15 protein-coding genes are annotated in these 18704 nt (G+C 60.2%); 8 read left to right on the top strand and 7 right to left on the bottom strand.

The window, feature by feature from the left end:
• Positions 1-7: 7 nt before the first annotated feature.
• The 4 genes from CPter91_RS16275 to pgi all read right to left on the bottom strand — a co-directional run bounded on the left by CPter91_RS16275 (position 8) and on the right by pgi (position 5434).
• Positions 8-1228, bottom strand: a complete 1221-nt coding sequence (locus CPter91_RS16275; RefSeq protein WP_099047212.1) for an AGE family epimerase/isomerase — start codon at positions 1226-1228, stop codon at positions 8-10.
• Positions 1229-1282: 54 nt separating this feature from the next.
• On the bottom strand, positions 1283-2137 hold the full coding sequence (locus tag CPter91_RS16270; protein ID WP_061946325.1) for an SIS domain-containing protein: 855 nt from the start codon (positions 2135-2137) through the stop codon (positions 1283-1285).
• 7 nt (positions 2138-2144) lie between these two features.
• Entirely contained in the window at positions 2145-3617 is a 1473-nt protein-coding gene (gene zwf, locus CPter91_RS16265) for a glucose-6-phosphate dehydrogenase (protein WP_061942017.1), read from the bottom strand.
• A 161-nt stretch (positions 3618-3778) separates the two neighbouring features.
• The gene (gene pgi, locus CPter91_RS16260) at positions 3779-5434 is read right to left on the bottom strand and encodes a glucose-6-phosphate isomerase (protein ID WP_061942015.1); all 1656 of its coding nucleotides are present in this window, start codon (positions 5432-5434) and stop codon (positions 3779-3781) included.
• Positions 5435-5757: 323 nt separating this feature from the next.
• Here pgi and edd point away from each other — a divergent pair, with 323 nt between their 5' ends.
• The 7 genes from edd (at position 5758) to CPter91_RS16225 (ending at position 13393) form a co-directional block, all read left to right on the top strand.
• On the top strand, positions 5758-7641 hold the full coding sequence (gene edd, locus CPter91_RS16255) for a phosphogluconate dehydratase (RefSeq protein WP_061942013.1): 1884 nt from the start codon (positions 5758-5760) through the stop codon (positions 7639-7641).
• The gene (locus CPter91_RS16250) at positions 7638-8294 is read left to right on the top strand and encodes a bifunctional 4-hydroxy-2-oxoglutarate aldolase/2-dehydro-3-deoxy-phosphogluconate aldolase (protein ID WP_061942011.1); all 657 of its coding nucleotides are present in this window, start codon (positions 7638-7640) and stop codon (positions 8292-8294) included. The genes edd and CPter91_RS16250 overlap by 4 nt, the downstream gene beginning before the upstream one ends.
• A 581-nt stretch (positions 8295-8875) precedes the next feature.
• Positions 8876-9592: an ABC transporter permease gene (locus CPter91_RS16245; protein ID WP_061942009.1), complete on the top strand. Its 717-nt coding sequence runs from the start codon at positions 8876-8878 to the stop codon at positions 9590-9592.
• 47 nt (positions 9593-9639) lie between these two features.
• Positions 9640-10554: a glycine betaine ABC transporter substrate-binding protein gene (locus tag CPter91_RS16240; RefSeq protein ID WP_061942008.1), complete on the top strand. Its 915-nt coding sequence runs from the start codon at positions 9640-9642 to the stop codon at positions 10552-10554.
• Between the two features lie 10 nt (positions 10555-10564).
• Complete coding sequence (locus tag CPter91_RS16235) at positions 10565-11218, top strand: ABC transporter permease (protein WP_061942006.1); 654 nt, start codon at positions 10565-10567, stop codon at positions 11216-11218.
• A complete protein-coding gene (locus CPter91_RS16230) occupies positions 11215-12345 on the top strand; it encodes an osmoprotectant ABC transporter ATP-binding protein OsmV (RefSeq protein ID WP_061942004.1) in 1131 nt (376 codons plus the stop codon). Before CPter91_RS16235 ends, CPter91_RS16230 begins: the two co-directional genes overlap by 4 nt.
• 178 nt (positions 12346-12523) lie before the next feature.
• Positions 12524-13393: a DMT family transporter gene (locus CPter91_RS16225; RefSeq protein ID WP_061942003.1), complete on the top strand. Its 870-nt coding sequence runs from the start codon at positions 12524-12526 to the stop codon at positions 13391-13393.
• Between the two features lie 107 nt (positions 13394-13500).
• On the opposite strand, the gene CPter91_RS16220 is transcribed toward CPter91_RS16225, so the two are convergent.
• Positions 13501-14910: a DEAD/DEAH box helicase gene (locus tag CPter91_RS16220; RefSeq protein WP_061942001.1), complete on the bottom strand. Its 1410-nt coding sequence runs from the start codon at positions 14908-14910 to the stop codon at positions 13501-13503.
• 506 nt (positions 14911-15416) lie between these two features.
• Here CPter91_RS16220 and CPter91_RS16215 point away from each other — a divergent pair.
• A complete protein-coding gene (locus CPter91_RS16215; protein ID WP_061942000.1) occupies positions 15417-15947 on the top strand; it encodes an OmpA family protein in 531 nt (176 codons plus the stop codon).
• A gap of 100 nt (positions 15948-16047) precedes the next feature.
• Here the strand turns inward: CPter91_RS16215 and fabI are convergent, their stop codons facing one another.
• Positions 16048-16830 (bottom strand): enoyl-ACP reductase FabI, encoded by a 783-nt coding sequence (gene fabI / locus CPter91_RS16210; protein ID WP_061941998.1) that lies wholly within the window; start codon positions 16828-16830, stop codon positions 16048-16050.
• Between the two features lie 238 nt (positions 16831-17068).
• A complete protein-coding gene (locus CPter91_RS16200) occupies positions 17069-18577 on the bottom strand; it encodes a transglycosylase SLT domain-containing protein (protein WP_061941994.1) in 1509 nt (502 codons plus the stop codon).
• Between the last annotated feature and the right edge of the window lie 127 nt (positions 18578-18704).

Raw genomic sequence — 18704 nt, 5'->3', positions numbered from 1 at the left:
AGGTCGTTTATTCGAGTGGGTTGCCGACGGCCGCCAGTGCTTCCAGGTAGGCGCCCATCGGATGATAGAAGTCGGTTTTGCCGTGCGGCGGCTTTTCCGGACCGTAGCGGCGGTTGTCGCGCTGCAAGATGCGATACCAGCCGCCGCGTTCCTGGTCGATCAGATGGGCGTCGCTGTAGGCCCATAATTTCCGGTAGCTGTCCCAGTAGGCTTGATCGCCGCTGCGCGCGGCCAGCAGGGCGGCCGTCGCCAGCGATTCGGCTTGCACCCAGAAGTACTTGTCGCCGTCGCACACGCTGCCGTCCGGCGCCAGGCCGTACACCAGGCCGCCGGATTGCTGGTCCCAGGCGGCCGGCATGGTGGCGTCGAACAGCATCCGCGCGCGCGGCAGTAGCCAGCCGGCGTCGCCTTGCAAATGCTGGCCATGGCGCTCCAGCAGCAACAGCAGCTTGGCCCATTCGGTCATGTGGCCGGGCTGGAAACCCCAGGGGCGGAACATATTGCTGCTGTCATGCCGGTTGTATTCCCAGTCGATGCTCCAGTCAGCGTTATAGTGTTCCCAGATCCAGCCGTCCGCCATGGCGGCCTGGCGCACAGTGATGTTGTGCGCCAGCAGTTCGGCGCGCAGCAGGTAGCGCCGTTCGCCGGTCGCTTCAAAGGCGGCGATCAAGGCTTCGCAGCTATGCATGTTGGCGTTCTGGCCGCGGTAAGACGAGACCACTCCCTCGGGCGTGGCTTCGTCGGCGTACAAGCCATCGGCTTCCGACCAGAACAATTTTTCCATCAATTCGAAAGTCGCGCCGATGCCGTCGACGGCCTCGCTGATGCCGATGCGCGCCGCATGGGCATGCGCCAGCAGGACGAAGGCCAGGCCGTAGCAATGCTGGGTGCGGTCGGCCGGCAAGCCGTTTTCCAGCACCCAGGCATAGCCGCCGTAGGATGGTTGCCAATGCTGTTGCTGCAGGAAGCGCAAGCCATGGCGTGCGGCTGCGCGATATTCTTCCTTGCTGTCGAGGCGCCAGGCCAGCGCATAGCAGAACACCATGCGCGTGCTGTTGACCAGGTGGCGGCTGGCGCTGTTGTAGACGCTGCCGTCATCGTTCAGGTAATGGAAGAAGCCGCCGTCCGGATCGATTGCGCGCGGGTGGAAAAAGGCGATGTCGCGCCGCATGCGGTCGCGCAGGAATTCAGGATCGCGATAGTCGGGCGCGGAAGAAGCTGGTCTCATGGTTGTAATTTTTATAGATGCATGGCAGATGACGGCTGGCTTGAGCGCGGGCCGTCAGCGGAAAAACGAATCGAACTGCATGTCGAACTGCTGCAGGGCCTTCTGCGCATTCTGCATTTTCTTGCGAAATTCCGGTCCACGCTTGAGCGCCAGGCCGACTGCCAGGATATCGATCACCACCAGATGCGCCAGCCGCGCCGAGATCGGCGTATACGGATCGATGTTGAAGCTGAGGTCGATCGGCACCAGCACTGTCGCCAGTTCTGCCAGTGGCGTGCCGCTCGGCCCCAGCACGATGATATCGGCGCCGCCCTTCTTGGCCAACTGCACACTGCGCAGCAGGGCAGCATTGCCGCCGCGCTGCGAGATGGCGACCACGGCATCGCCCGGCTGCAGCAGCGAGGCTGCGATGCTGTGGATATGCGGATCGGAGTAGGCGACGGTAGGAACGCCGGAACGGAAAAACTTGTGCTGGGCGTCGGCAGCCACGATCCCGGAAGTGCCCTGGCCATAGAATTCGATCTTGTTGGCCTTGAGCAGGACGTCCAGTGCTTTCTGGATGGCGTCGGCGCTCAGATGGTTGCGCAGATCCAGCAGGGTGTTGATGGAACGGCTGCAGATCTTGTTGACCAGGTCGGCGGCGATATCGTCCTGCGCCAGCATTTCATTGGCGCCTGGCAGTGCTACCGCCAGGCTTTGCGCCAGTTTCAGCTTGAAGTCGTGCCAGCCTTCATAGCCGATGGCACGGCAGAAGCGGACCACCGTCGGTTCCGATACCTGCGCATTTTTGGCCAGGGCGGTGATGTTTTCCGCCAGCGCCAGCTGCGGGTTGTCGAGAATGGTCAGGGCGACCTTTTTCTCCGACTTCGAGAGCAGGTCGATCTGGGTCTTGATCGCGTCCAGCAGCATTGTCATTCTATAGTTCCGGCAGTGCTTCTTCACGCCATTGCAGGCCGTCGCGTGCAATCAGGGCGCTGGCCGCGGCCGGGCCCCAGGTGCCGGCGGTGTAAGGAATCGGATCGTCTTCTTCCTGGTCCCAGAATTCCAGGATAGGTTCGACCCATTCCCACGCCGCTTCCAGTTCGTCGCTGCGCATGAACAGGGTCAGCTGGCCGCGCAAGACGTCCAGCAGCAGGCGCTCGTAGGCTTCCATGCGGGGCGACTTGAAACTCTCGCGGAAATTCAGTTCCAGTTCGACCGGCTTGAGGCGCATGCCGTCGCCCGGGGTCTTGGCCATCAGGTTCAAGGTCAGGCCTTCGTCCGGCTGCAGGCGGATCACCAGGCAGTTAGGTTCGAAGCTGCTGTTCGGCTGGGCAAAGATCGAATGCGGAATGGTCTTGAAGCGGATCACGATTTCCGCCAGCGAATCGGCCATGCGCTTGCCGGTACGCAGATAAAACGGCACGCCGGCCCAGCGCCAGGTGTCGACTTCGGCCTTCAGGGCGACAAAGGTTTCGGTACGCGAATGCGGATTGGCGTCGGCCTCTTTGCGATAGCCGGGTACGGCCACGCCTTCGACGTGGCCGGAGCGGTATTGTCCGCGCACCACGTTTTGCGCCAGCGTGGTGGGCGTGAAGCGCTTCAGCGAACGCAGCACCTTGAGCTTTTCATCGCGCACGGCATCTGGCGTGATCGATACCGGCGGCTCCATGGCGACGATGCACAACAGCTGCAGCAGATGGTTTTGCAGCATGTCGCGCAAGGCGCCGGAAGTTTCGTAATAGCCCATGCGGTTGCCGACGCCGAGTTCTTCGGCGATGGTGATCTGGACGTCGGAAATCCATTCGCGGCGCCACAGCGGCTCGAACAGCACGTTGCCGAAGCGCAGCGCCAGCAGGTTTTGCACGGTCTCTTTACCGAGGTAGTGGTCGATGCGGAAAATCTGCGATTCGGCAAACACCTGGCCGACTTCGGCGTTGATCTGCTTGGCGCTGGCGAGATCGCGGCCGAGCGGCTTTTCCAGTACCACGCGCGAGTTGCTGGTGGCCAGGCCGCTGGCAGCCAGGTTCTTGCAGATCTTCGAGAACAAGCTGGGCGGGGTCGCCAGGTAAAACACATTGGTGATCGCGTGGTCGGGCCGCATGGCTTCCACCAGCGCTTTGTAGGAGGAGGCATCGGTGGCGTCCATGCCGACGTACTTGATGCGCTCGCAGAAGCGCGCCCAGACGGCGGCGTTGAAGCTTTCCTTGCTGATATGCGGTTTGGCGTCCTGTTCCACATGCTTGAGGAAGTCGGCGTCGCTGCTATCGTGGCGGCCGATGCACAGGATGCGGGCATCCGGCGGCAAGTCGTTGGCGCGGTCGCGCGCATACATGGCCGGCAGCAGTTTACGCATTGCCAGGTCGCCGGTGCCGCCAAAGATTGCTAAATCGAATTCTGCAAGAGCCATGATAAGTAAGACCTATAAGTTACTGCCGCTGGTGAGGGATAAAACTTTTGAAACTCTGTCATTCCCGCGTACGCGGGAATCCAGATTGCCGAATATGGCAGTGAAAATGGATCCCCGCGTGCGCGGGGATGACGGTAAGCCGGGAAGGATACGCCACTCCTCTATGGGAGCGCCGCGCGCGCCATCGCAATCAAGCCGTTGGTCGAGCTGTCGTGGCTCTGCTGCGCCGGTGTACCGGTCAGCTCGCCGAGGATGTTGCTGGCTAAAACCTTGCCTAGCTCCACGCCCCACTGATCGAAGCTGTTGACGTCCCAGATTACACCCTGCACGAATACCTTGTGTTCGTACAAGGCGATCAGCGCGCCCAGGTTGGCGGGCGTCAGCGCATCCATCAGAATGGTGTTGCTGGGACGGTTGCCGGGGAAGGTGCGGTGCGGCAGCAGGGCAGCGATTTGTTCTGCCGGCATGCCCTTGGCCTGCATCTCGGCCTGGACTTCATCCGCGCTCTTGCCGCGCATGAACGCTTCCGACTGCGCGAAGCAGTTCGCCAGCAGCGCTGCCTGATGGCCTGGCAACTGGTGGCTGGCGTGCAGGGTGGCGATGAAATCGACCGGCGTGATGTCGCTGCCTTGATGCAGCAACTGGAAATACGCATGCTGGCCGTTGGTGCCGACATTGCCCCAGATGATCGGGCAGGTCGCCACTGGCTGCGCGCTGCCGTCAAGCGTGACGCGCTTGCCGTTGCTTTCCATTTCCAGTTGTTGCAGGTAGGAAGGGAAATTGCCTAAATCTTGGTGGTAAGGTGCGATCGAGACCGAACGGTAGTCGAAGAAGTCGCGGTACCAGATGCCCAGCAAGGCCATGATCACCGGCATGTTCTGTTCCAGCGGCGCGCTCTGGAAGTGCCGGTCCATGGCATGGGCGCCGGCCAGGAATTCGCTGAAATTCTCGAAACCGACCGCCAGAGCCACCGACAGGCCGATCGACGACCATACCGAGTAGCGGCCGCCGACCCAGTCCCAGAACGGGAACATATTGGCCGCATCGATGCCGAACGCAGTGACGCCTTCGACATTAGTGGAAACCGCGGCGAAATGCCGGGCCAGGTCGGATTCGCTGGCGGCAGCGCCGTTTTGCAGGAACCAGTTGCGCGCGGAGTGCGCGTTCATCATGGTTTCCGCGGTGGTGAAGGTTTTCGAGGCGATCACGAACAGCGTTGTTTGCGGATTAACTTGCTGCAGCACGGCGTCGAGGTCGTCGCCATCCACATTGGAGACGAAGTGCAGATGCAGGCCGTCCTGCTGGTATGGGCGCAGCGCTTGGCATACCATCTTGGGGCCGAGGTCGGAGCCGCCGATGCCGATGTTGACGATGTCGGTGATGCGCTTGCCGGTATATCCCAGCCAGGCGCCGGAACGAACGGCAGTTGTGAAAGTCTGCATTCTTTGCAGCACGGCGTGGACGTCGGCGCTGACCTGCTGGCCGTCGACCACCAGCGCCGGCAGGGCGGGGGCGCGCAGGGCGGTATGCAGTACGGCGCGCTGTTCGGTGGTGTTGATCTTTTCACCGGCGAACATGGCCGCGCGCCGCTTTTCGACCTGGCGCTCACGCGCCAGGGCAAGCAGATGCGCCATGGTGTCCGCGGTGACGTTGTTTTTTGCGTAGTCCAGGAATAAGCCGGCAGCCTTGAGCGAGAACTGTTCAAAGCGGGACGGGCTGGTGGCGAACAGTTCGCGCAGCGGCCGTTCTTTGACGCTGGCGTAATGATCGTGCAAGGCTTGGAAGCTGGCGGTAGTATTAAGCGCTGTCTGTGGCATATCCGGAATCTTCATGGTAAGTCAGGAATTTATACGACTATACAACGTTGACGGTAATTTCACTACAAATTATTTTGTAGTTTGCTGAAACTGCCTTATCTTTCTCTTGTCTTTCGCTGCATGGCGCGATGTTTCCCGATTGCCGCTTGGTCCGTTTCAGGGGTAGCTGCTATTGTTTGCTGTGAGGCTGGACTAGCGGTTTCTTGCAGGTACGGCCCGCTTTCAAAAACCACAATGGAAGCGGGAATGGGTTTGCAAATTAACGGCGAACTGCTATTTTGTAGTAAAATTTCAATTCGTCTACTGTTTCAAGGATTTTCATCATGTCTGTTCAAGCCAGCGTAGCCAAAGTCACCGAACGTATTGTTGCACGCAGCCAGCCTTACCGCAGCGCCTACCTGGCGCGCCTGGAGCATGCGCGCCGCCAGGATGTGCAGCGCGGCGCGCTGTCCTGTACCAACCTCGCGCACGGTTTTGCCGCCTTTCCAGTCAATGACAAGTTGAAACTGAAACAGGACAAAAGTTCATCGATTGCGATTGTATCTTCCTACAATGACATGCTGTCGGCGCATCAGCCGTTCGAGCATTATCCGCAGATCATCAAGGACGCGGTGCGCGCCGCCGGTGGCGTCGCCCAGTTTGCCGGCGGCACGCCTGCCATGTGCGACGGCGTGACGCAAGGCCAGCCGGGTATGGAGCTGTCCCTGTTTTCGCGTGATGCAATCGCCATGGCGACTGCCATTGCGCTGTCGCACAATATGTTCGACGCCGCGGTCTACCTCGGCATCTGTGACAAGATCGTGCCCGGCCTGCTGATCGGCGCCCTGCATTTCGGCCACCTGCCGGCCGTGTTCATTCCCGGCGGCCCGATGACCAGCGGCATGAGCAACAAGGAAAAAGTCCGTATCCGCCAGCTCTACGCGGAAGGCAAGGTCGGCCGCGCCGAATTGCTGGAGGCGGAAGCGCAGTCCTACCATAGCGCCGGCACCTGTACTTTCTACGGCACCGCCAACAGCAACCAGATGCTGATGGAAGCGCTCGGCCTGCATCTGCCGGGCTCGGCCTTCATCACCCCCAATACGCCGCTGCGCGCCGCCTTGACTGCGGAAGCCGCGCGCCAGGCCTTGCGCATCACCGATCGCGGCAATCAGTACCTGCCGGTCGGCCACGTGGTCAGCGAGAAGAGCATCGTCAACGCCATCGTCACCTTGCTGGCGACCGGTGGCTCCACCAATCACACCTTGCACCTGGTGGCGATCGCCAAGGCGGCCGGCATCGTCATCGACTGGAACGATTTCGACGCCTTGTCGGCCGTGGTGCCGCTGGTCACCCGCATCTATCCGAACGGCGATGCCGACGTCAATCATTTCCATGCTGCCGGCGGCACCGGTTTCGTGATCCGCGAGCTGCTGGATGCTGGCCTGATGCATGAAGATGTCAAGACCATCCTCGGCGACAGCTTGCGCGCCCATTGCGCCGAACCGTTCCTGCAGGGCGAGACGGTGGTGTTCAAGCCGGCGCCGGAAAAGAGCGGCGACGATTCCGTGCTGCGCACCGCCAGCGCGCCGTTCTCGGCGGACGGCGGCTTGCGCCTGCTGTCGGGTAACCTGGGTCGTTCGGTGATCAAGATTTCTGCCGTCAAGCAGCAGCACTGGGTGGTGCAGGCGCCGGCCATCGTGTTCCATTCGCAAGAAGCCTTCATGGCCGCCTTCCGCGCCGGCGAGCTGGACCGCGATTTCATCGCCGTGCTGAGCCACCAGGGTCCGCGTGCCAATGGCATGCCGGAACTGCACGCACTGACGCCGGCGCTCGGCATCCTGCAAGATGCCGGCCGCCACGTCGCGCTGGTCACCGATGGCCGCATGTCGGGCGCTTCCGGCAAGGTGCCGGCGGCGATCCACGTGACGCCGGAAGTGCTGGCCGGCGGCCCGCTAGGGCTGGTGCGCAACGGCGACATGATTCGCCTCGACGCCGAGAAAGGTATACTGGAAGCCCTGGTGCCGGCCGAAGAATGGGCGCAGCGGCAGCCACAGGCGGCTGACTTGTCGGCCAACCATGTCGGCATGGGGCGCGAACTGTTTGCCATGTTCCGCACCACGGTCAGCGCGGCGGAAGAGGGCGCTACCTGCTTCGGCCTGCCGCCTGCAATGCCGACAACGACAGAAGCCGCAGAGTCGGCACAACAACCACAGAAAGCAACGCTATGACATCCTCAAATCTCTTGTACGGTAACCAGCTGTTAGACATCATGCGCGCGTCGCCGGTGATCCCGGTGATCGCCATCGACGACATCGACCATGCCGTGCCGCTGGCCAAGGCGTTGGTGGCAGGCGGTATTCGCGTGCTGGAAGTGACTTTGCGCACCGTGCACGGCTTGCCGGCCATCCGTGCGATTGCCGAGCAGGTGCCGGGCGCGATCGTCGGCGTCGGCACGCTGACCCAGGCCGATGAGTTCGTCGCCGCGCGCGATGCCGGTGCGGTGTTCGGCGTCTCGCCGGGCCTGACGCCTGCCCTGATCGCGGCCGCCAAAGCCAGCGGCTTGCCGCTGCTGCCTGGCGTCATGACGCCGTCCGAAGTGATGGCGGCGCGCGAAGCAGGTTTTCGCCAGCTGAAGTTGTTCCCGGCGGTCCCGGCCGGCGGCGTTGGCATGCTGAATGCGATTGCCGGACCTCTGGGCGACGTCACTTTCTGCCCGACCGGCGGCATTTCGCTGGAAACGGCGCCGGATTTCCTGGCATGCAAGAATGTCGCCTGCGTCGGCGGTTCCTGGCTGACGCCGAAAGACTTGCTGAAGGCTGGCGACTGGACCCGCATTACCGCCCTGGCTGCGGCCGCTAGCAAATTGCGCAAGGCGCTCTGACCGTATTTCCCCTCTGAGCAGGCCGGCATGGTTTTTCAGCCATGCCGGACTGTTCGCCCCGGCCTGTGCGCCATCTTCCCTGCAAATAAGTCTCCCGCCGCATTTCCTCTCAGATTAATCCTATATTCAGTAGCAAAAAGGCATGTTACTCTGTCCTTCAGACATTCCGGTAATAGCTTTTGCAAATCACATTACTGGACGTCATCAAGAGAAGTTGTTATAATGATCGGCTCTCAACAACATCGTGCTTTCTCAACAGCACATTTTTGGGTTTCGTGGCTCGCGTCAGCGGGTTGTCTCATGCTTCGGCAACGCCGGAGTTTCATCAAGCGTCGAGGAATTCATCCTCGCATTCTGTACCGCCCCATGCGGTAGTCGGCTCGTTCAATGTCCTCCCTGCGGGAAGACCGGACGGGATCATAAAAAATTGTTTGTATGTCGCGCTGACAGGTTCCGGCTATTCCGGTGCGTGTTCGGTGGTCATTCAATATGCATCGCCAGACAAAGTCGGATTCGCAGCCACGGGCCACGCCCGTGCAAACTTCAGACTTTTTCCGGCCATGCTTATGGAAGGGAAAAGCATGACAAATCGCTATCGCAACGCCACGATAGGCGCTGTCGTCACCGTGCTGGTGGTGGCAGCCATTGGCTGGTCGATTGGCCCCGCGGTGATCCATCAATATCAGGGCGACCTGGTCTACTACACCGGGCGCCATCTAGTGCTGGTGGGGTGGTCGCTGTCGCTGTCGCTGCTGTGCGGCATCCCCGCCGGTATCTTGCTGAGCCGGCCGTACTTCGCCCGGCACGCCGAAAAATGGATGCAGCTCTTCAATATCGGCAACACCATTCCTTCCATGGCGGTGCTGGCGCTGGCGCTGGCCTTGTTCGGCATCGGCGACAAGCCGGCCATCATCGCCTTGTGGCTGGCGGCGCTGCTGCCCATCGTGCGCAATACCTATGAAGGCTTGAAACAGGTATCGCCATCGATGAAAGAGGCGGCCAAGGGCATCGGCATGAAACCGCTGCAGGTGCTGTTCCGGGTCGAGCTGCCGAACGCCTTGCCGATCATCGTCGGCGGCGTCCGCACCGCGCTGGCGATCATCGTCGGCACTGCGCCCTTGTCGATCCTGATCGGCGGCGAAAGCCTGGGCGGCCTGATCTTTCCCGGGATTTATCTGAACAACCAGGGGCAGTTGCTGCTGGGCGCCACCGCCACCGCGGTGCTGGCCTTGCTGCTGGATGCGATCGTCTCGCTGGGCAGCAATGCCTATCTGAGCAAGCGCGGATTGTTACGTTGATTGCGCGGATTGCGCTGATCTACCCCAACCGGACAAGGAAAAACCATATGCAAAACTTATCTCAAGCCGCATCGCGCATCGCCACGCTGCTGGCCGTGACGCTGGGCTTCATGGCGCCGGCTGGCGCCAGCGATCTGGTGGTCGGCGGTAAAAACTTCACCGAGCAGCTGATCCTGTCGTCGATGACCCAGCAATATCTGAGCGCCAAAGGCTACACCGTCGATCTTAAGAACGGCCTTGGCACCACCATCATGCGCCAGGCGCTGGAAAGCGGCCAGATCGATATCGTCTGGGACTACACCGGCACCGCGCTGATCGTCTATAACAAGATCGATGAAAAGCTGGACCAGGATCAGTCCTATGAGCGCGTCAAGCAACTCGACGCTGCGCGCAACCTGATCTGGCTCAAGCCGTCGGCGCTGAACAATACTTATGCCCTGGCGGTGCCGCAAAAGCGCGCCGAGAAAGAGGGTTTGAATACGATTGAGGACCTCGCCAACAAGATCAACCAGAGCCATCAGCAGGATCCCGATAAAAAATATCTGATCGGGGTCGACTTTGAATTCGCCTCGCGTCCTGACGGCCTGGAGCCGCTGCAAGCGCTGTACGGTTTCGCCTTCGATCGCAGCGAAGTGAAGCAGATGGATGCCGGCCTGGTGTACACCGCCTTGCATAACGACCAGCTCAATGTCGGCCTGACGTATTCCTCTGACGGCCGGGTACAAGGTTTCAACCTGAAACTGCTGGAAGACAGCAAGGGCTTCTTCCCGTTCTACAGCGCCACGCCGATCGTGCGCAAGGAAATCCTCGACGCCAATCCGCATCTGGCTGAGCAGCTGAACGCGCTGTCGGCCAGGATCGACACCGCCAAGATGACCGAGATGAACAAGAAGGTGGATATCGACCAGTTGCCGATCGCCCAGGTAGCCGCGGATTTCCTGCGCGCCGAAGGCTTGATATGAGAGGCGCGCCATGACATTTTATAACTACCTGTTAAGCGCCTGGCCCGAAATCCTGCATCTGACCATCCAGCATCTGATGCTGGTCGGCATAGCAGTGGGACTGGCAATCCTGATCGGCGTACCGCTCGGTATCGTGATGATCCGCCACCGCTGGCTGGCCAGTCCGCTGATGGGCCTGGCGACCGTGATCCTGACCTTGCCGTCGATTGCCTTGTTCGGCCTGATGATCCCGCTGTTTTCGCGTTTCGGCCAGGGCCTGGGGCCACTGCCGGCGATCACCGCGGTGTTCCTGTACTCGCTGCTGCCGATCATGCGCAATACCTACCTGGCGCTGGACGGCATCGAACATGGCATCAAGGAAGCCGGCATCGGCATCGGCATGACCTTCTGGCAGCGCTTGCGCCTGGTCGACCTGCCCTTGTCAGTGCCGGTGATCCTGGGCGGCGTGCGTACCGCCGTGGTGATGAATATCGGCGTGATGGCGGTGGCCGCGATCATCGGCGCCGGCGGCCTGGGCGTGCTGATCCTGCACGCCATCAGCCAAAGCAACATGCAAAAACTCGTTATCGGCGCGGTCCTGATCAGCTTGCTGGCGATTGTCGCCGACCTGCTGCTGCAATGGCTGCAGCGCCTGCTTACACCGAAAGGAATGCAAAAATCATGATTCAACTCGACCAGCTCAGTAAAGTATTCACCCAGAAAGACGGTACTAAAGTGAAGGCAGTGGACCAGGTTGACCTGACGGTGGCCGAAGGCGAGATCTGCGTCTTCCTGGGACCATCCGGCTGCGGCAAGACCACCACCCTGAAGATGATCAACCGTTTGATCACGCCAACCTCCGGCCGCGTACTGCTGAACGGCGAAGACACCACCGGCATCGATGAAGTCACCCTGCGGCGCCAGATCGGTTATGTGATCCAGCAGGTAGGCCTGTTTCCGAACATGACCATCGAAGAAAACATTACCGTGGTGCCGCGCCTGCTGGGCTGGGACAAGAAGCGCTGCCATGAGCGCGCCACGGAACTGATGGCGATGGTCGCGCTTGATCCGAAGCGCTTCCTGAGCCGCTACCCGCGCGAGATGTCGGGCGGCCAGCAACAGCGCATCGGCGTGATCCGGGCGCTGGCGGCCGATCCGCCGGTGCTGTTGATGGATGAACCGTTCGGCGCGGTCGATCCGATCAACCGCGAATCGATACAGAATGAATTCTTCCAGATGCAGCGGGCGCTCAACAAGACCGTCATCATGGTCAGCCACGATATCGACGAAGCCATCAAGCTGGGTGACAAGATTGCCATTTTCCGCGCCGGCAAGCTGGTGCAGGTGGATCATCCGGATACCTTGCTGGCGCGACCCAAGGATGAATTCGTGGCTTCCTTCGTCGGCCAGGATGCGACCTTGAAGCGCCTGCTGCTGGTGCGCGCCGGCGATGCCGCCGCCAACTCGGCCACTGTGCTGGAAGACGCCAGCCTGGCATCAGCCTACGGTGTCATGGATGACAACGACTATCGCTACGTGACAGTGACCAATGCCGCCAACCATGCGCTGGGCTATGTGGCGCGGCGCGATGCGCGCGGCGGGCAGGGCGCCTGTGTCGACAAGATGAAACCGTTTACGGTGAGCGCCACACCCGATGAAAACCTGCGCGTGGTGCTGTCCAAGATGTACAAGCACAGCACCAGCTGGATGCCGGTGATCGACCAGGACAACAGCTACCTGGGTGAAGTGACCCAGGATTCGATCGCCGATTACCTCAGTTCCGGCCGCACGCGCAATAGGGTGGGCATGTAATGCCCACGCGTGACCTGTGATTTGTCGCCGGCCCTGGTTGCCGCAACGCGTGGGCAATAAAACCTGCCCGCCCTACGGCGCGAACCTCGCTCAGCATTTACAATAGACGGTTTTCGCACTTAACGCCGTCGGCTATATTTATGCTTGGGTACTCAAGGTGGTTCAGCGGGGCTGGCGCATGACGGCTGGCGTGATTGCTTTGGTGTTGTGCGCAGCGCTGCTGCATGCTTCCTGGAACGCCATGCTGAAAAGCAGCGGCGACCGTCTGTGGGCCATCACCCTGATGACCATAGGTTCAGCGCTGGCCGCCTTGCCCATCGTCCTGTGGGCGCCGTTGCCGGCGGCGGCCAGTTGGCCTTATATCCTGATGTCGGTGGCGCTGCATGCCGGCTACAACCTGTTCCTGGTGCGGGCTTACAGGGCCGGCGATTTCGGCCAGTCCTATCCGATTGCGCGCGGCTCATCACCTTTACTGGTGTCGCTGGGAGCAGCCTTCTTTGCCGGCGAACAGCTGGGGACCCTGACCCTGATCGGCGTCGCCCTGATTTCGGTCGGCATCGTCAGCCTGGCGCAGATCAAATTCAAACGTAACACTAACGCCGGTGCCGTTGGCGGCTACCGCCAATGGGATGCCCCCTTGTCGGCATTTACTACCGGCGTGTTCATTGCCGGCTATACCATCGTCGATGGCCTCGGTTCGCGCCTGGCCGGCAGCGCGGCATCCTACGCCGGCTGGATGTTCCTGCTGGACGGCTTGCCCTTGCTGGTGATTTACCTGTCGCTGCACCGCCGCCTGCCGCTGGCGCTGAATACCCGCGCCAGCTGGAATGCGCTGGGCGGCGGCGTGATGTCGCTGCTGGCCTATGGCATCGTGATCTGGGCGATCACGCTGGCGCCGATGGGGCCGGTATCGGCTCTGCGCGAAACCTCGGTGTTGTTTGCGGCATTGATCGCGCGCATTTTCCTGGGGGAAGCCTTGACCCTGCGCCGGCTCTTATCATGCGCGGTGATTGCCGCGGGGGCAGTGGTGCTGGGTTGGACCACCTGAAGGAGATTAAGGCGAGATTGAGAACGCAATGAAAAAGGCCACTGGAATCCAGTGGCCTTTTTATTTATTACGTGGCGATCATGCGATCGCCCGACTTGCCTGGCTGATTAACGATCGCCAAACGAGCGACGCGCGCCGCTGTCGTTGGAACGGTTGCCCTTGTAGCCACCGCCGCCGCCTTCTTTACGCGGAGCTGCACCTGGCTTGCTGAAAGTACGGCCGCCCGGCTTTGCGCCGCCACGGTTGTCGCCTGGTTTCCAGCCGCCTGGTTTGTGGTTCGAGCGCGGAGCCGAAGCCGAACGCTTTGGTTCGAAGCCTTCAACCACGTCGACCGGGATCAGTTGCTTGGTGAAACGTTCGATACGCTTGACGTTGACGCCTTCAGCGTGGTTCACCAGCGATACTGCAACACCGTTACGGCCGGCACGGCCAGTACGGCCGATACGGTGGACGTAGTCTTCCGGGAATTTCGGCAAATCGTAGTTGAATACGTGGGTGATCGCAGGAACGTCGATACCGCGAGCGGCAACGTCGGTAGCAACCAGCACACGGACTTGACCGCGACGCAGGCTGTCCAGGGTGCGGTTACGCGCGCCTTGATGCATGTCGCCATGCAGGGCAGCGGCAGCGAAACCAGCGATGTTCAGACGGTCGGCGATGGTGTCGGCATCACGCTTGGTAGCAGTAAACACAACTGCCTGGTCCATGGTGACGTCGCGCAGCAGGTGATCGAGCAGGCGATTCTTGTGCGACAGATCGTCAACGAAGTGAACCTTCTGTTGAATGTTTTCGTGCTTGGTAGCGGAACCGGCGATCTGGATGATCATCGGGTTCTTGGTGATGCGCTTTGCCATGTTGCCGACCACGCCGTCCAGGGTTGCCGAGAACAGCATGGTTTGACGCGATTCAGGAGTTGCGTCAACGATTTTTTCGATGTCGTCGATGAAACCCATGTCCAGCATGCGGTCAGCTTCGTCCAGCACCAGGATCTGCAGTTGCGAGAAATCGATCTTGCCCGATTCCATGTGGTCGATCAGACGGCCAGGCGTAGCAACCAGGATTTCCGGGTTCTTGGCCAGCAATTGCATCTGCTTAGGGTAAGGCATGCCGCCCAGGATCGAGATCGCCTTGACGCGCTTCATGTGCGAACCGTACTTGTCGGTCGCGGTAGTAACTTGCAAAGCCAGTTCGCGGGTCGGCGTCAATACCAGCATCTTAGGCTGTGCCGGCTTGAAACGTGGACGCTCGCCGCGTGAACGGGAGGCTTGCATTTCTTGATTAGGGGTCTTGCCGGCCGCAGGTGCAGGGGCAGCTTGTTGCTCGGAAGCGAATTTGTGCAGCGCAGGCAGCATGAATGCTGCAGTCTTGCCGGAACCGGTTTGCGAGGAAACCAGCAGGTCACGGCCTTCGATTGCGGCAGGGATAGCTTGTTCTTGAACGCTAGTCGGCTTGGTGTAGCCAGCCTCGGTCAGTGCTTTGATAACGGACGTGTGGAGGCCAAGTGATTCAAAAGTCATTTTTCTTCTTTCGTAAAGTGCAGCGTCATAAGCTACAAATAATCGCGCAAACAATCGACCAGGCGAATGAATGCAGCGAACGCAAAAAAGCAACGCCAACCAACGAAATGACTAAGAGACAAATACAAAGAAATTTCGGCACAAAAGCTTTGCGCCGGGACGGTGTCAGGATCGACACACAAGGCGGGAGGGCTTTTACAATGCGATGTCCTACAGAGATCAGGACACGCCTAGGCTTGCGCAGCTACATATTATTTTTTTACAGCAGGTTTTTACAGAGCACCAGAAACTGGATATGATCGTGAAGCAGTGCACTGTCTGCGCTCGTTATTGCAACGCAGCACAGGATCATACAATACTTTCAGACTTGGTGCAGCATATTCATGCAAATGCCGGGAATATGTCGTTGATTTGTCGCCATATCGTTGTTTGCCGGTAGTGTACCCAAGGTATTTGCAGATTCGGATACAATCAAATATTTACTAATCAACAACAGGAGTGCTTGCATGGAAAATAACGACAGCGAACAAAAGGCAGCATTAGGCATCGTCTGGGCCATCGTCGGCGTGGTGGTGGTGTCAGTGCTGTTGCTGGCAGGCTACTTTGGCCTGACCTCGGGCAAGGGTGGCAGCAAGCCGACGACAACAGTGTCGGCGCCCCAGAATGCCAATGTCCCAGCTGTCGCTAACGTTGCCGCGGGTACGGAGCAGGCCGCGGCAGGCGTGCCTGCCGCCGTCAAGATCTTCTTTGAAACCGGCAAGTCCGAAGTGCCGGCCAACGCCGCCACCGATGTTGCTCCTATTGCCATGTACCTGAAGGCCAATAGCGCCGCGACGGTCGCCGTCTCCGGCTACCATGACGCCAGCGGCAACGCCGACGTCAACGCTGAGGTGTCGAAAGAACGCGCCAAGGCCGTGCGCGCCGTGCTGGTCGCCGCCGGAGTGGAAGAAAGCCGGGTCGTGCTGGACAAGCCGCAGGTCTCGCTGGGCGGTAACGATGCCGATGCCCGCCGGGTGGAAGTCACTGTGCATCAGTAAAACTGACTGCGCTGTACAAGCAAAAAAACCCGGCATGTTAAGCCGGTTTTTTTTTCAGCCGCGCAGCCCTGCGCGTCTGTCGATTGTCGGGATCGTCGGATTACTCGGCGATGCCGCCCACCACGTGCGAGAAGCCGCCGTCGACATAGGTGATTTCACCAGTAATGCCGCTAGCCAGGTCCGACAACAGGAACGCTGAGGCATTGCCGACGTCTTCCACTGTCACGTTGCGGCGTAGCGGCGCGTGCTCGGCGACGAAGCCCAGAATCTTGCCGAAGCCCTTGATGCCGCTGGCGGCCAGGGTCTTGATCGGTCCGGCCGAAATGCCGTTGACGCGGATGCCTTTCGGGCCTAGTGAGCCGGCCAGGTAGCGCACGCTGGCTTCCAGCGAAGCCTTGGCCAGGCCCATGGTGTTGTAGTTGGGAACCACGCGCTCCGAACCGAGATAGGTCAGGGTCAGCAGCGCGGAATTCGGGCGCAGCAGCGGGATCGCCGCTTTTGCCATGGCCGGGAAGCTGTAGGCGGAAATGTCATGCGCGATCTTGAAGCCTTCGCGCGACAGGCCGTCCAGGAAATCGCCGGCGATGGCGTCGGCCGGGGCAAAGCCGATGGCGTGCACCAGGCCGTCCAGGTGATCCCAGGATTTTCCGAGATCGGCAAACAGGGCGTTGATCTGCTCATCGCTGCCGACGTCGCAGTCGAAAATCAATTCACTGTCGAATTCTTTCGCAAAATTGGTGATGCGCTCCTTGAAGCGTTCGCCGACGTAGGTGAACGCCAGTTCGGCGCCTTCGCGTTTGCAGGCTTGTGCGATGCCATAAGCGATCGAGCGGTTGGACAGCAAACCGGTGATCAGAATTTTTTTTCCTTGCAGGAATGCCATATTGACTCCAGGTGTGCGCGCCGTGTGCAGTGCGGGCGCTTGGTGTTGTGTGCTTGAGGTTCTTGGCGAACAGGGCAAGATTGTAGGGGTTCGGCGGGCGAAGGGCAACTATGCCGCTATCCGGCTCGGTGATGCTTTATTGATAATGTTGGCGGTTTTAAAAAAGACCCGTGGCGCTGGCGGGCCAGCGGCAGGGGTCTTTTGGTGGTGACGCTGAAGATCGCGTTGAAGCTGAATATCAGCTGCGTGAGCCGCGCGCCGAAGCCAAGACTACCGGCTTGCCGTTCTTTTTCACGGCTACCTTGTTCTTGCTGCTGCCGCGGCTGGCGACGGCCGTGTGATAGCGCACATTATGGCCGGCTTTCTTGCCGCCGGAGCTAGATGCCACCATGCGGTTAGGCACTTGCAACTGCAGGCTCTGGCCGCGGCTGACGCCGTCGTGGTGCAAGCCGTTCCAGCTTTTCACCTGGCTGACGCTGACGCGATAACGCGCCGCGATCGAGGCCAGCGTGTCGCGCTTGCCGACCTTGACGTAGATGCGGCGGCTTTCCGGTGCATCCGGCGTCACCGCCATGGTGGCGTTGTCGGCGACTTCAGCGGTGATGTCGCTATTGGCTTCTTCGGTTTTCGGCACCAGGATGGTGGAGCCGGCTTTCAGCAGCATTCTTGGCGGAATATGGTTGACTTCGCGGATCACGGCCGGCGTGGTGTCGAACTTGGCAGCGATGGTTTCAATCCGCTCGCGTGCGCTGCCGACGGTGTGCGAGGTCCAGGAGGACAGGGTATGGGTCCACTTGGTCAGGTTGTTCTTGAATTTCTCGGCATTGCTTTCAGGCAGCAGGATCTTGGTGTCGGAGCTGCCGATGATGACCGGGCGGTTGAACTGCGGGTTGAGCGCCTTGAATTCGTCCAGCGACAGTTCCGCCAGCTGCGCGGCGACCTTGACGTCGATGTCGCGGGTCTTGCCGATGGTGACGAAGTAAGGCTGGTTGTCGATCTTCGGTAATGCAATGTTATACATGTCCGGCGCCGCGACGATGTTCTTGACCGCTTGCAGCTTGGGGACGTAGTTGCGGGTTTCGGCCGGCATCAGCGGCGCCAGGCTGTTGAAGTCGGTCGGCAGGCCGGCGGCCTGATTCTTGTTGATGGCGCGCTGCACCGAGCCTTCGCCCCAGTTATAGGCAGCCAGCGCCAGTTGCCAGTCGCCGAACATGCCGTACAGTTTCTGCAGGTAGGTCAGCGCGGCATCGGTCGAGGCCAGGACATCGCGACGCTCATCCTTGAACATGTTTTGCTTGAGATTGTAGTCGCGCCCGGTGGACGGCACGAACTGCCACATGCCGGCCGCCTTGGCGCTGGAATAGGCTTGCGGATTGAACGAGGATTCGATGAACGGCAGCAGCGCCAGCTCGGTCGGCATGCCGCGTTTTTCCAGTTCTTGCACTACGTGAAACAGATAGGGCGAGGCGCGCAAGGTGGTGCGCTCAAAATAATCCGGCCGGGCGCTATAGAAATCGGTCTGGTTGACCACCTGCTGGTTATCCAGGTCGGGGATGCCAAAACCCTTGCGGATGCGCGCCCAGATGTCGATTTGCTCCATGCCAAGCATACCGGCGCTGGGATCGTTCGGGTCGATCAGGCTGAAAGTGGGGGTGTAGATGGAAATGTCGTTGGCTTGAGCCAAGAGCGGAGTGCCGAAAAAAGCCAGTGCGGCAAAGGCGAAGGTCTTGAGTTTTAGCTGGTACATGGGTTCAATTTATGTGACCGGAATGTCATAGACCGGTAATAATGGATTAGACGCAGTGTACGTAAGGCAGTTTTCTCCCGTCAAGCAGAAATTGCACTGTTACATGCGATAAGTGATTGATTTATTA

It is taken from the genome of Collimonas pratensis, assembly GCF_001584185.1.
GTDB lineage: Bacteria > Pseudomonadota > Gammaproteobacteria > Burkholderiales > Burkholderiaceae_D > Collimonas > Collimonas pratensis.
Note: the sequence above shows the minus strand (reverse complement) of the source record. Positions and strands in the feature narration are given on the sequence as shown.